Genomic DNA, 14,107 nt, shown 5'->3' with positions numbered 1-14,107 from the left:
ATCAGCAAATGTTACACATCGGATCTGTTGGGGAGGTCATTTTGTAGTCAGCGAAGAGCAAAATAACTCACAAAATGCATTAAAATAGGCATTACAGGTAAAATAACAAACCAATAATACATTTTATAAAAAAAAGAAAAGGGCAGCCAAGGAACCGCCCTATAATCAAATAACTATGATTAAAACAACCACATCACAATGGTGTAAAACTTAAACATCGTCCAACTTAAGCACGTCACTCATATCAAACAGGCCAGCTTTCACACCTTCCAACCACTTACCTGCGCGAACTGCACCTTTTGCAAATGTCATTCGGCTTGAAGCCTTATGGGTAATCTCAACGCGTTCGCCGATATCCGCAAAAATCGCGGTATGCTCGCCCACGATGTCACCCGCGCGCACGGTGGCAAAGCCAATGCTTTGCGGATCACGCTCGCCAGTATGGCCGACGCGAGAAAATACCCCGTGCTCCTTGAGATTGCGACCCAGCGTGTCGGCAATCGCCTCGCCCATCGCTAGCGCCGTGCCCGAAGGCGCGTCGACTTTGTGGCGATGGTGAGCTTCAATAATTTCGATATCCGTGTAGTCGCCCATCACCTCGGCGGCTTTTTCCAGCAGCTTGAGGACCAGGTTCACGCCCACGCTAAAGTTAGCGGCGAAAACCACCGGAATAGACTCGGCTGCCTGCTTGATTGCTGCCTTACCGGCATCGTCAAAGCCAGTAGTGCCGATAACAATACCTTTGTGATGTTTCACGCAGAAGTCGAGATAAGCCTGAGTGGCCTCCGGGCGCGTGAAGTCGATTAAAATGTCGAAGTCATTCACCACCTCATCCAGACTGTCGCTCACCTTAATGTTTAGGCGACCAACACCTGCCAGCTCCCCCGCGTCAGTTCCCACCAACGAGGAGCCTTTGCGCTGAATTGCTGCGCCCAGCACCACGCCATCAGCTTCACAAACCGCCTGAATAAGCTGGCGTCCCATTCTTCCACCCGCGCCCACAATGGCCATGCGCAGTTCAGCGTTACTCATAATCTCTCTCTTTATAATGTGTTCTGCTTTATAACAGCAGCAGGTTATCGGCCCCTCTAAACAGGAGCCAGCAAAATTGCGGCATAATTAGAAAATTATGATATAGCCCAGCTGACATCAGTAAAACCTATCAGCTCAAAAGTTATCCATTTGATGATTTTATGTTACTCATCAATGAAAAGCGTCATTAGCAGCAAGGCGCGTTTCTGAAAACAGCCATTTATCTCTCGCGCATAACCATTCATTTTTATGCATAGCCTTGCTACGGAGTTTTTGCCACAGCAAAGAGCACCGTTAGCGTATCTCCCTTAGCCTTTCCGCCGCAGAATCCAAATGTGTCAATTGCTACATAAAGCAACAAACGCGCATTTTCTACGACCTAAAACATCTATTTCTTATTATATGTAACGAAATGATATTGCCAAAACCAATGAATATGGTAATAAATAGCTCGCTAATTTTAACCCGCGAAACTTGATTTCGCCGCGTTAATATTTCGCGTCTTCACCTTGGCCAGACGCTTATCGGCCAAGGGAAATATAAAATAATAATCTGCCAACATCATTGATGATTCTCTATAAATCAGCGAGTTGGCGCAGGGGCATACCATGAAATTCAAACTAAACAAAGTCACCCAAGTGGTTTCAGCCGGGCTGCTTTTTGGCTTGGCGTCTTTCGCTTCGCAGGCAGAAATCACGCTGATTAAACAAGATCCGCAGCCGAATGACCCGCTGAGCCGCCTCGACTTCAAGGTGGGCGGCAGCATTCGTCCACAGTGGAACATGGAAACCGGCGACAAAGATAAAGGTTCGTACAAAAATAACGGCTTTGACGGCGGCTCGCGTTTTCGCTTCACGGCTGATTACTATCTGTTTGATGATATCAGCTGGGTCAGCTACTACGAACTGGGCGTTAACTTCCCTGCCCTGTTTGATTGGGACAATCACTATGCCGACGGCGCGCACAACACCACGCGTCGCCAGCTCTATACCGGCCTGAAAAGCAAAACCTACGGCCAGTTGACCTTCGGCCAGCAAAACAGCGTCTACTACGATGTAGTTGGTGTGAAAACTGATATCTGGGACTACGACATGCTCGCTCAGGCCCCGGGTAACGGCGTGAATGGCGACTACGACGGCTCTTATCGTTCCCGCAAGATGTTGAAATACAAGAACACCTTTGGCGACGCTGACCTCTACGCCTCTTACCTGTTCGCTGATACCGACCTGCTGACCGGCGACGGCCTGCGCTACAAGCGTAAAGGCGGCGGCTCTGTCGGCGTGGATTACCACATCACCAAAGAGCTGACTTGGGGTACGGCGTACAACTACACCAACGCAGAGATGAAAAATCCGGGCCGCGGCAGCTCCACCAACTATGACCAGAACATCATTGGTACGGCATTAAGCTGGAAACCGGGCAACTGGACGGCTTCTTTCGGCGGCGGCTATTACAACAACTTCCTGACAACTAAGCTGAAAGCGGATAATAACTACTTTGCTGGCGACGCCTACGGTCTGGAATACTTCTTGGGCTACGCCTTCCCAATCAACCAGTACGCAGTCAAAACCGTACAGCCTTACTTCATGGGTGACCGCCTGACCTACGTCTCTGGCCGCGATTATCAGCGTATCGATAATGGCTTGGGCTTGTCGGTTCAACTCGATTACGGATTCCGCGTTGATTATGAACACGTATTTAGCTCCACCACCGACGACCGTGGCGACATGAACCTGGTTCGCCTGAGATACGACTTCTAATCCTCCCTGACCTACCTCAGGGGCCAGTTTTACGTTTTATTAACGGGCTGGCCCCTTCTTTTTACGCCTTTTATTCTATCCTCCATCGGCAAAGCCAGACTAGACTAAGTAAAGACACTGCCATGAAGGAGAGCTTTACAATGTCAGCTTTTTTACGATCCGCCATCACTGCGATAGACGACTACCGTGCCGAGTTGGGAGAGACGCCGGTGTGGTGTCAGCGCACGCAGTCATTACTGTGGGTCGATATTCTCAACTTAAAATTGCTGCGCTACTGGCCGTCCCAGCACAAAACCGAGATGCGCAAGCTGCCCTCGCTAACCAGCGCGGTGCTGTTAACCAGCGCGCTGAATCGCTTTTTATTGGTTTCGCAAGATGGCCTGCATCTCTATGACTATGCCTTCAGCAAAACAGAGAAAATCTGTGATTATGCTGGCCGAGAAGGTACCAGAACCAATGAAGCCGCTATCGCGCCAGACGGCTCGCTGTGGTTTAGCACCATGGATTTGAAGGAAGAGCAGACGCTGGGCGCGTGGTATCGCTATGAGAGTGGTGCGCCGCAACCCGAGCTGATGATGGACAATGTGGGCATTCCCAATACGCTGGCGTGGCATGAAAGCAAAGTGTGGTTTGCCGACAGCATGAAGAAGCGTTTTTACTCCGCCAACGCGCGGCACATCAATCCGCTGAAAATCGCCTGCTTCTCCTCTGGGGATAAAACGCCAGATGGCTCGGCAGTCTCGCTGGACGGCCTGCTGCTCACCGCCTGCTGGGGCAGCAGCTGCCTGTTACGCCAGCAAATCAATCAGGGCGAGCTGCTGACCCTCGATACGCTTCCTCTTCCCGTCGTTCAGCCAAGCTGCTGTACCTTTGGCGGGCCGGACATGAGCGAGCTATTTATCACCTCGGCGCGTAAAGGCTTGGAAAATCCCGGCGAGCTGGACGGCGCGCTGCTCCACGTGCAGACCGGCACCACCGGCACGCCGCAGAACCTGTTCCGCCTCAACTGATTGTCATAAAAAAAGCGGCCAGTTTTCACTGACCGCTTTCTATTCTTGCTCGTCTTGCTCGATTAGCTGATGAGCTTAATCGACCTGACGCACATCAACCCGCAGCTCTTTCGGCACTTCGAAAACGATATTCTCTTCGCGCCCTTCCACGTTAATCACATCCGCGCAGCCAAAGGCTTTCAGCTTGCTGATCACGTCCTGCACCAGAATGTCTGGCGCAGAAGCCCCGGCGGTGACGCCGATGCTCTTGGCGTCTTTCAGCCAAGACTCTTGGATGTCGGCAGCGGAGTCAATCAAGTAAGAAGGTACGCCAACGCGCTGCGCCAGTTCGGCCAGACGGTTAGAGTTTGACGAGTTCTTCGAGCCGACCACCAGCACCACGTCAGCCCCGTCGGCCAGATGGCGCACGGCTTCCTGACGGTTAGTGGTGGCGTAGCAAATGTCGTCTTTGCGCGGGCCGATGATTTTCGGGAAACGGTCGCGCAGGGCGTCGATCACTTCCGAGGTATCATCAACCGACAGCGTGGTTTGCGTCATAAAGCACAGGTTACCTTCATCTTTCACCTGTAGCTTATAGACGTCCGCTGGCGATTCGACCAAGTACATGCCGCCGTTAGGGTTGCTGTATTGGCCCATGGTGCCTTCCACTTCCGGGTGACCGGCGTGACCAATCAGAATCGCTTCAGTGCCTTTACGGCTGGCACGGGCGACTTCCATGTGGACTTTGGTCACCAACGGGCAGGTGGCGTCGAACAGCATGGTCAACTCACGCGCCTTAGCTTCGGCACGCACGGCCTGAGAAACGCCGTGTGCTGAGAAAATCAGGATTGAGCCGTCCGGCACTTCGCTGATTTGCTCGATAAACACCGCGCCGCGCTGGCGCAGGCTGTCGACCACATAGCGGTTGTGAACCACTTCATGACGCACATAGATCGGCGCGCCATACAGCTCAAGGGCGCGCTCGACGATGCTGATCGCACGATCCACGCCTGCGCAGAACCCGCGTGGGTTAGCCAGCAGTATTTGCATCTTTCTCCTCCAGTTGCGGATCAATCTCCAGCACTTCGATATCGAAATCGATATGCTGGCCCGCCAGTGGATGATTGAAATCAACGGTGATGGAATCTTCGGTCACGTCACGCACCACGCCGGGCATTTCGCTGCCGTCACGGGTAGTAAATAACATGATGGTGCCGACGTCAGGAATGCCCGTTTCTTGGAAATCCCGACGCGAGAAGTACTGCACCAAGTCCGGACTTTTCGAGCCGAAAGCAGATTCAGGTGCCAGCGTAAACGCGTGCTTGTCGCCCACTTTCAAACCGAGCAGTTCATTCTCCAGCGCGTCAGACAGGCTGCCGTCACCCAGTCGAAACAGGGCCGGTTTGCCATTGCCACGGGTGGATTCCGCCGTTGAGCCGTCTTCCAGCTTCAGGGTGAAATGCACCAGCACCGCGCTGTCGTGTTTTACCTGTTCAGACATGTTCTATCCTTTGCTCTTCGCGGCAGCATTGGGTTTGGCTAAGAAGCCTTCCAGCACCACCAGCACGGCACCCACACAGATAAAGCTGTCTGCCAGATTGAAGATAGGGTAATGCCAGTCGTTGACGTAGAAGTCGATAAAGTCGATGACAAAACCGTGCACCATGCGATCGAATAAGTTGCCCAGCGCGCCGCCGATAATCATCGCAAACGCGATGTTATTGAGGCGTTGAGCCGCGTTGCTGCGGTACATCAGCACCAGCAGGATGATCACGATAGCCAGTGCAATCAGGGCAAAGAACCAGCGCTGCCAGCCGCCTTTATCCGCCAGGAAGCTAAACGCCGCCCCCGGATTATGCGCATAAGTCAGGTTAAAGAACGGGATCAGCGGCATGGATTCGCCAAGCTGAAAATGCCCCATGACCAAGAACTTGCTGCCGAGATCAAGGATGACAACCAAAACCGCCAGCCAAAGCCAGCGGAGTCCGGTAGAACAAATAGGTTTACTCATTATGCAAACTTACGCTCTTCGCCGTCACCGGCAATGTTAGTCACACAACGGCCACAGATTTCGCTGTGTTCCGCGTTCTGGCCGACGTCAGTAGTGTAGTGCCAGCAGCGTGGGCACTTGTCACCTTCTGCTTTTTCCAGACCGACTTTCAGGCCTTTGAGCAATTCACTGGCTTGCGCACTGTCATCAGCATCCGCCAATGGCGCCACGCGAGCACCGGAAGTCAGTAACACAAAGCGTAGCTCGTTGCCCAGAGAACGCAGGTCAGCAGCCAGTTTATCGTCAGCGTACAGCGTGACCGCCGCTTCCAACGAACCACCCACGCGCTTATCAGCACGCGCTTGCTCGATAACCTTGTTCACTTCGCCACGCACTTTCAGCAGCTCGTCCCAGAAGTCATCATTCATCGATTCGTCGGCAGCCAGACCAAACAGGCCGTCGTACCACTCTTCGGTGAAGACAAACTTCTCGCGGGAACCCGGCAGGAAGGCCCAGATTTCGTCCGCGGTGAAGGACATGATTGGCGCCATCCAGCGCACCAGCGCTTCAGAGATGTAATACAGCGCGGTCTGGCAGCTGCGGCGAGCGACGCTGTCGCTTTTCGCGGTGTACTGGCGGTCTTTGATGATGTCGAGATAGAACGACCCCATTTCAACCGAGCAGAACTGCATCAGGCGCTGCACCACTTCGTGGAAGTCATAACGCTCGTAAGCGGCAATGATCTCTTCTTGAGCTGCTTTGGCACGGCCCACGGCCCAGCGATCCAGCACCACCATCTCTTCCGGTTTCACGCAGTGCAGCGCAGGATCAAACCCATTCAGGTTAGCCAGCAGGAAGCGCGCGGTGTTACGGATACGACGGTAAGAGTCGGCAGAACGCTTGAGGATCTCGTCTGACACGGCAATTTCGCCGGTGTAATCAGTCGACGCAACCCACAGACGCAGAATGTCGCCGCCCAGCTTGTTCATCACGTCCTGTGGACTGACGGTGTTGCCGATGGACTTGGACATTTTGCGGCCCTGACCATCGACGGTGAAGCCGTGAGTCAGCACTTGTTTGTAAGGCGCTTTGCCTTTCATGGCAGTTGAGATCATCAGAGATGACATGAACCAGCCACGGTGTTGGTCGGAGCCTTCCAGATACATGTCAGCTTCGTGGCCGTTGAACTCAGGGCGCACGGCAACAACCGAGGCGCTGGTAGAACCAGAGTCGAACCACACGTCCAGCGTGTCAGGCACTTTCACGTAGTCTGCGGCGTCCGCACCCAGAATGTCGGCGGGATCCAGATCCCACCAAGCCTGAATGCCGTCAGCTTCAACGCGTTTCGCCACTTCTTCCATCAATTCAAGAGTGCGCGGATGCAGCTGTTCAGTGTCTTTGTGCACGAACAGAGACATCGGCACGCCCCAAGTACGCTGACGGGAGATACACCAGTCAGGACGGTTAGCGACCATGTTTTCGATACGCGCCTGACCCCAATCTGGGATCCACTGCACGCCTTTGATCTCTTCCAGAGATTTCGCGCGCAGGCCTTTTTGGTCCATGCTGACGAACCACTGCGGCGTGGCGCGGAAGATGATTGGCGTTTTGTGACGCCAGCAGCACGGATAGCTGTGGTTCAGCTTCTCAACGTGCAGCAGTGCGCCTTTCTCGCGCAGCAGTTCAACGATCAGGTCGTTGGCTTTGAAGACAAATTTACCATCCAGTGAAGGATAGGTGCCCGGCAGATAGCAGCCGTTCGGGCCAACCGGGTTAGCCACTTCCAGACCGTATTTCTGGCCGATAACAAAGTCATCTGGGCCGTGGCCCGGCGCGGTATGAACTGCACCAGTACCGGCGTCCAGCGTGACGTGGTCGCCAAGAATTGCTGGCACGTCGAAGTCGAGGAACGGATGCTTGAAGCGCAGCAGCTCGAGATCAGCGCCTTTGCACTCACCCAGCACGGTCCACTCAGCGATACCCGCGCGCTTCATCACGCTTTCAACCAAGTCAGTTGCCAGAATCAGGCACTGGCCTTCAACCTGCACCAGCTGATAAGCAAACTCGGCGTTCAGTGAGATCGCGCGGTTAGCTGGCATGGTCCACGGCGTGGTGGTCCAAATAACCAGAGAAACCGGGCCATTGAAGGCGGTCGCGCCAAATTTCGCAGCCACGGCAGCGGCATCGACGGCGTTAAAGGCCACGTCGATGGACGGCGACACTTTGTCGTAATACTCAACTTCGGCTTCAGCCAGAGAAGAGCCGCAGTCCGCACACCAGTGCACAGGTTTAGCACCTTTATGCAGATGGCCGTTGCCGATGATTTTGCCCAAAGCACGGATGATGTTGGCTTCGGTTTTGAAATCCATGGTCAGGTATGGGTGGTCCCAATCGCCCAATACGCCAAGGCGGATGAAGTCTTTCTTCTGACCTTCAACCTGCTCTGCGGCGTATTTGCGACATGCTGCGCGGAATTCAGCAGCGGACACTTTCTCACCCGGCTTGCCGATCAGCTGTTCTACTTTCAGCTCGATTGGCAGACCGTGGCAGTCCCAGCCCGGCACATAAGGCGAGTCGAAACCGGCCATGCCCTTGGACTTAACAATAATGTCTTTGAGAATTTTGTTAACTGAGTGACCAATATGAATGCTGCCGTTCGCATACGGAGGGCCGTCATGCAAAATAAAGGACTTTTTGCCCTTTTTGGCTGCGCGAATAATCCCGTACAGATCCTGTTCATACCAGTTTTTCAGCATGTCAGGTTCTCGCTTGGCCAAATCGCCACGCATCGGGAACCCTGTTTCCGGCAAGTTCAGGGTGTTCTTATAGTCACTCATTAGATTCTCGGTTCCGTTTTTCTGCTGGATGTCAGGCCCACGGCGGCTGCCAGTAAACCTGTCATAAATAATTAGCGTGGTGCTGGTAGCCCAAAGAACTCCCGGGCGGTCACCTCATCGTTCGCAATTTGTTGCTTTAAGGCATCAAGCGACGAAAAACGCTGTTCGTTGCGCAATTTCGCGCGTAGCACCACGTCTATGTGGCGCCCATATAAATTGATATTGGTATCGAGCAGGTGCACTTCAAGCTGCTTGCGCACGCCGCCGACCGTCGGGCGAATACCAATATTGGCAATGCCTGGAATAGGCTCATCGCCCAGCCCCAGCACGTCCACGGCATACACGCCGCGCACCGGAGAGACCAAACGCTTCAACGGCACGTTGGCCGTCGGAAAGCCGATGGTGCGGCCTAGCTTGTCGCCGTGAACCACGCGCCCAGAGATACTGAACGGGTGACCAAGCAGCGTTTCGGCTAATGCCAAGTCGTCATCACGCAGCGCGTCACGAATCGCCGTGCTGCTGATACGACTGCCGCCTTCGCGGAAAGTCTGAGTGCTTATGACTTCAAAACCATATTCCGCACCGGCTTTCTGCAGCAATTCGAAATCGCCCAGACGACCAGCACCAAAGCGAAAATCATCGCCCACGGTCAGGAATTTGACGCCTAATTTCTCCACCAAGAGCTGGGAGATAAATGCCTGAGCAATGTTAGCCGCGAAACGCGGTTCAAAGCGCACGCACAGCAAGTAATCAACGCCACACTCGGCAAGATACTTGGCTTTATCTCGCAAACTGGTCAGTCGAGCAGGCGCTTTATCGCCCGCAAACAGCTCAAGAGGTTGCGGTTCAAAAATCATCACCATTACCGGAACGCCAAGCTTCTGCCCTTCCAGCTTTAGTTGTTCAATCAGTGCTTGATGGCCGCGATGCACGCCATCAAAATTACCAATAGTAAGGACGCAGCCATGATGGCGCGCCCGAATATTGTGTATCCCGCGAATTAGCTCCATAGCTGGCTCAAATCCATAGCTGACTCATAACGGTGGAAATCGGCGGATTATACCTTGTACAGCCTCCAAGGTTAACCAGCGATTCACTGGATCAGCGCAATCTCTTTGCCATACGGCAGATCTGACGGCGCAATTACCGCCTTGCCGAGGAAAATCTTACTTTCGGCGCGGCATAGTGCGCGTTGCAGGCGCGTGCGCTGCAACATGAATTATTTTGGCTATAAATGTACTCAAAGCGTGACTTTTCGTAGAAACAAAGCGTTAATGCCCCCCGTTGGCTAAATAACCACTCCCCTGTCGAATTTTCTTGCGAAAGACTGTATTCCAAGGTGGGAAGCTGTTAAAATCCTGCGCCATCACAACGTAACAAGCGCCGATTGTAGTTTGAATCCGTTTTGAATATAGAAACGGCGCTTATTTGCACAAATCCATTGACAAAAGAAGACCGAAAAGGCATATTCCTCGGCCTTCGAATTGTCCTCAATAGAAAAATATTTGGGAGTTGGACCTTGGCTAATATCAAATCAGCTAAGAAACGCGCCGTACAGTCAGAGAAACGTCGTAAGCATAACGCGAGCCGTCGTTCTATGGTGCGTACCTTTATCAAGAAGGTATACGCGGCTATTGCAGCAGGCGACAAAGCTGCTGCACAAAATGCATTTAACGAAATGCAACCAATTGTGGACCGTCAGTCTTGCAAAGGCCTGATCCACAAAAACAAAGCAGCGCGTCATAAGTCAAACCTGACTGCGCAAATCAACGCAATGCAATAATCGCATTTCGTTGTCTGCTTGATAAAAAAACCGGCTTCTGCCGGTTTTTTTATATCTGCGTTTTGAGCTTCACGCGCTCTGCCCTTCACAACTACCTTCGAAAACTTCCCTCAGCCCGTAAACAGCCCCGAGAAGTCGGTGTTACACACCCGCTGTACCGAAGGGTGTTGAATCATCCGCTCGGCGAAAATCACGTAGTACTCTTCCTGTATGCCTTCTACCCGCCCTACTTCAACAATGTCATCCCCTTGAAACACCTCGGTCAGATACACCGACGGGGCGACGAAAATCGCATTGTGGTTCTGAGCAAAAGCCTTCATCAGCGCGGCATCGTCAAACTCGCCCAAGATTTTCACCTTCAGTCCTTGGGTGTTAAACCAGTTGAGCAGCTTGCGGCCAAGCATTGAGCGCCGTCCGGGGATCAGCAAGGGGCGCTTCTCCAAGCACTCGGGGAAAGACTCACTTTCCGCCGGCTGGCGGCAGTAAAAGCTGATGGGACTTTCTCCCAGCTTGACCGAAAACAGCCCCTCCTGCTGAGTGGAATCCACCGGGCAATCGGACAGAATGATATCCAGCTTGTGCTGACTCAGCTGCTCGAGCAGCATCTCGTGGGTCGATTCAAAGCAGCGCAGGTGGATATCTTGGTTATCCACCACGGCGGCATCCAGCACCCGGCTGACCAATCTTTTCGACAACGCATCGGCCACGCCCACGTCAAACAGCAGGCTGGACTCTTTGCGATAGTTGACGATATCCAGCATCTCTTGGCTCATGGCAAACATCTTGTCGGCATAGCGAAAGACCAGTTGCCCCAGCTCAGAAGGCACCAGTCCGCGCCCTTGACGCTTAAACAGCTTGCCGCCGAGACGCTCTTCCAATGACTTAATCTGCCCGGTGATGGTCTGCGGCGTCAGAAACAGAGCTTCTGCCGCGCCGACCATCGAGCCGGTTTTGCAAACCTGCCAAAAGTAGTACAGGTGGTTGAAATTGATATGTGACATACCTGCTCCTTCTGGCGGTTCGAGATTACTTCAATTCAGCGCATGGGCTTATCAGCGCATAAGCTTACGCGCCGTGGCGCGGAGCCTTCTTAGGCAATAGCTTATTCAGCAATAGATAACCTAAAACAGCCGAGACGGTGGAGCCGAGCAAAATACCGATTTTCGAGTAAGTCAGCAGCTCTGGGTCGGCTTTAACAAAGGCCAGCGAGGCGATGAAAATCGACATCGTGAACCCAATACCGCAGAGCACGGATACCCCAGCAATCTGTTTAAAATTAATACCTTCCGGCAAACGAGCAATGCCAAGTTTTACCGCAATGCCGCTGAAAATCATGATACCAATTGGCTTGCCGAGTAACAGACCGGCCGCGATACCCATCGGCAGCAGCGAGAATACGCTCTCAGCCGACACGCCCTGTAGCGAGACTCCGGCGTTAGCAAAGGCGAATACCGGCAGGATAAACCACGCCACGTAAGGGTGGATGCCATGCTCTAAACGGCGGGCCGGAGAAACTTTCTGCTTGGTTTCCAATGGGATGAAGAAGCCGAGGATCACGCCCGCCAAGGTGGCATGGATACCCGATTTCAACACGCAGACCCACAGCACCGCGCCGACTAACAGGTAAGGCGTGAGTTTGCCGACGCCGCGCCAGTTCAGCCACGCTAAGACCGCGATAGACAACGCCGCCAGACCCAAAGCTACGCCAGAAATATCGTGGCTATAGAACAGCGCGATGATCACGATAGCGCCAAGGTCATCAATAATCGCCAGCGCCAGCAGGAACACTTTAAGGCCGGTCGGCACGCGTGAACCCAGCAGGGCCATGACGCCCAGCGCGAAAGCGATGTCAGTCGCCGCCGGAATCGCCCAGCCTTGGCGCGCGACCTCGTCGGCACCGTTAAACATCAGGTAGATAACCGCAGGAGCAACCATACCGCCCACCGCCGCAATGGCCGGGAACAGCGCCTGCTCGCGGTTTGCCAGATTGCCTTCGCGCAGTTCGCGCTTCACCTCAAGGCCAATCATCAGGAAGAACACCGCCATTAGGCCGTCGTTTATCCACAGCAGCAGCGGCTTATCAATCAATAGGTCGGCAAAGCGCAGGGTGACCGGGATATCGAGAAATGCTTGGTAAAGCCCCTGCATTGGCGTGTTGGCCATAACCAGCGCGATGATTGCCGCAACAATCAGCACGATGCCACCCGCGGCTTCCATACGTAAAAACTGACGAATAATATTCGACACTTTCAGACTCCTGTTAAATGGGGTTGCGCAGCCACGTGCTGCACAGTTGTGGCGAATTATAGCCAACAGCAAAGCTCGGAAAAAATCGATTATTGCTGCTTCATAGCTCGGTTTAACCGAATTATAGGTTAAGTTGCACTTTTGCAGCGCCATAAAAAAATCCCCGCCGCCTGAACAGGCTGACGGGGATTTAAAGCGTTTACTAAGGTCTTGAAACTGTGCGAATTAACGCGTCAGGTCATCAAAGAACTTTTTCACGCCATCTAAGAAGCTTTTAGAGCGCGGGCTGTTTTTCTCACCCGATGCGCCGCCAAAGCTCTCTTCCAGATCACGCAGCAACTGCTTCTGTTTCTCGTTGAGGCTAACCGGCGTCTCAACCACTACGCGGCACAGCAGGTCGCCCTGAGCACCACCGCGCACGGATTTCACACCGCGGCCGCGCATGCGGAACAGCTTGCCGGTCTGCGTCTCTGCTGGCACTTTCAGCTTCACGCGGCCATCAAGAGTTGGCACTTCAATCTCGCCACCCAGAGCCGCCATCGCGAAGTTGATTGGCACTTCGCAGTACAGGTTGTTGCCTTCGCGCTCAAAGATTTTGTGCGCTTTGACTTGAACCTGAACGTACAGGTCACCCGCCGGAGCACCGTGCTCGCCCGCCTCGCCTTCACCTTCCAGACGGATACGGTCGCCGGTGTCGACACCCGCAGGGATTTTCACTGACAGGGTTTTCGAACGCTCTACGCGGCCATGACCGTGACATTTGTTGCACGGATCTTTAATGATTTTGCCGCGACCCTGACAGGTTGGACACGCCTGCTGCACAGTGAAGAAGCCTTGACGCATCTGCACTTGGCCAGCGCCGTGACAGGTCGGACAGGTGACCGGAGAGCTTCCGGCTTTCGCGCCGCTGCCGTGGCAAACGTCACACTCGGCCAGTGTCGGGATGCGGATCTCTTTGGTGACACCACGAACGGCCTCTTCCAAAGTCAGATCCATGTTGTAGCGCAGATCTGAACCTCGGCTGGCGCGCTGACGGCGTCCACCACCGAAGATGTCGCCAAAGACGTCACCAAAGATGTCGCTGAAGTCTGCACCGCCGCCGCCGTAGCCGCCACCACCGCCCATTCCGCCTTGCTCGAAGGCAGCATGACCATATTGGTCGTAGGCAGCACGTTTCTGTGCGTCAGTCAGAATTTCGTAAGCTTCTTTGATTTCTTTAAATTTGGTTTCGGACTCTTTATCACCCTGATTTCTATCAGGATGGTGCTTCATCGCTAGCCGCTTATAGGCTTTTTTGATTTCGCGCTCGTCGGCCGTTTTGGAAACGCCCAACAGCTCGTAATAATCTTGCTTCGCCATGCTTTTTCCTGCCCTCAACATGCGTGCACGGGCGCAGAGTTTCCTCGACGCCCGTGCTGGTTTTCAATAAAAGGTCTTAGTTAAGAACTCTTACTGTGCCCGCTTAAGGG

At 53.6% G+C, this 14,107-nt stretch carries 13 protein-coding genes; 3 read left to right on the top strand and 10 right to left on the bottom strand.

Annotation, left to right across the window (positions count from 1 at the left end):
* Positions 1 to 210 precede the first annotated feature (210 nt).
* The gene (gene dapB / locus GEAM_RS01140; RefSeq protein WP_034787075.1) at positions 211 to 1,032 is read right to left on the bottom strand and encodes a 4-hydroxy-tetrahydrodipicolinate reductase; all 822 of its coding nucleotides are present in this window, start codon (positions 1,030 to 1,032) and stop codon (positions 211 to 213) included.
* A 608-nt stretch (positions 1,033 to 1,640) separates the two neighbouring features.
* Here dapB and GEAM_RS01135 point away from each other — a divergent pair.
* Positions 1,641 to 2,792 (top strand): porin, encoded by a 1,152-nt coding sequence (locus GEAM_RS01135; RefSeq protein ID WP_034787071.1) that lies wholly within the window; start codon positions 1,641 to 1,643, stop codon positions 2,790 to 2,792.
* A 140-nt stretch (positions 2,793 to 2,932) separates the two neighbouring features.
* On the top strand, positions 2,933 to 3,802 hold the full coding sequence (locus tag GEAM_RS01130) for an SMP-30/gluconolactonase/LRE family protein (RefSeq protein WP_034787068.1): 870 nt from the start codon (positions 2,933 to 2,935) through the stop codon (positions 3,800 to 3,802).
* Between the two features lie 75 nt (positions 3,803 to 3,877).
* Here the strand turns inward: GEAM_RS01130 and ispH are convergent, their stop codons facing one another.
* The 6 genes from ispH to GEAM_RS23525 all read right to left on the bottom strand — a co-directional run bounded on the left by ispH (position 3,878) and on the right by GEAM_RS23525 (position 9,824).
* A complete protein-coding gene (gene ispH / locus GEAM_RS01125) occupies positions 3,878 to 4,831 on the bottom strand; it encodes a 4-hydroxy-3-methylbut-2-enyl diphosphate reductase (RefSeq protein WP_034787065.1) in 954 nt (317 codons plus the stop codon).
* Positions 4,812 to 5,282, bottom strand: a complete 471-nt coding sequence (gene fkpB / locus GEAM_RS01120; protein WP_034787062.1) for an FKBP-type peptidyl-prolyl cis-trans isomerase — start codon at positions 5,280 to 5,282, stop codon at positions 4,812 to 4,814. The genes ispH and fkpB overlap by 20 nt, the downstream gene beginning before the upstream one ends.
* 3 nt (positions 5,283 to 5,285) lie before the next feature.
* Entirely contained in the window at positions 5,286 to 5,792 is a 507-nt protein-coding gene (gene lspA / locus GEAM_RS01115; RefSeq protein ID WP_034787059.1) for a signal peptidase II, read from the bottom strand.
* The gene (gene ileS / locus GEAM_RS01110) at positions 5,792 to 8,608 is read right to left on the bottom strand and encodes an isoleucine--tRNA ligase (RefSeq protein WP_034787056.1); all 2,817 of its coding nucleotides are present in this window, start codon (positions 8,606 to 8,608) and stop codon (positions 5,792 to 5,794) included. The genes lspA and ileS overlap by 1 nt, the downstream gene beginning before the upstream one ends.
* Positions 8,609 to 8,679: 71 nt before the next feature.
* A complete protein-coding gene (gene ribF, locus GEAM_RS01105) occupies positions 8,680 to 9,618 on the bottom strand; it encodes a bifunctional riboflavin kinase/FAD synthetase (protein WP_034787054.1) in 939 nt (312 codons plus the stop codon).
* Positions 9,619 to 9,701: 83 nt separating this feature from the next.
* Entirely contained in the window at positions 9,702 to 9,824 is a 123-nt protein-coding gene (locus GEAM_RS23525) for a hypothetical protein (RefSeq protein WP_256594635.1), read from the bottom strand.
* Positions 9,825 to 10,127: 303 nt separating this feature from the next.
* On the opposite strand from GEAM_RS23525, the gene rpsT reads away from it, so the two are divergent.
* Complete coding sequence (gene rpsT, locus GEAM_RS01100) at positions 10,128 to 10,391, top strand: 30S ribosomal protein S20 (protein WP_034787052.1); 264 nt, start codon at positions 10,128 to 10,130, stop codon at positions 10,389 to 10,391.
* A gap of 110 nt (positions 10,392 to 10,501) precedes the next feature.
* Here the strand turns inward: rpsT and nhaR are convergent, their stop codons facing one another.
* The 3 genes from nhaR to dnaJ all read right to left on the bottom strand — a co-directional run bounded on the left by nhaR (position 10,502) and on the right by dnaJ (position 13,997).
* Positions 10,502 to 11,392, bottom strand: a complete 891-nt coding sequence (gene nhaR / locus GEAM_RS01095; RefSeq protein WP_034787049.1) for a transcriptional activator NhaR — start codon at positions 11,390 to 11,392, stop codon at positions 10,502 to 10,504.
* Positions 11,393 to 11,456: 64 nt separating this feature from the next.
* The gene (gene nhaA, locus GEAM_RS01090; protein WP_034787047.1) at positions 11,457 to 12,638 is read right to left on the bottom strand and encodes a Na+/H+ antiporter NhaA; all 1,182 of its coding nucleotides are present in this window, start codon (positions 12,636 to 12,638) and stop codon (positions 11,457 to 11,459) included.
* Between the two features lie 225 nt (positions 12,639 to 12,863).
* Entirely contained in the window at positions 12,864 to 13,997 is a 1,134-nt protein-coding gene (gene dnaJ / locus GEAM_RS01085; RefSeq protein ID WP_034787045.1) for a molecular chaperone DnaJ, read from the bottom strand.
* Positions 13,998 to 14,107 lie beyond the last annotated feature (110 nt).

Source organism: Ewingella americana ATCC 33852 (genome assembly GCF_000735345.1).
Taxonomy (GTDB): Bacteria; Pseudomonadota; Gammaproteobacteria; order Enterobacterales; family Enterobacteriaceae; genus Ewingella; species Ewingella americana.
The sequence above is the reverse complement of the archived record's forward strand: the minus strand, read 5'-3'. Positions and strand labels throughout refer to the sequence as shown.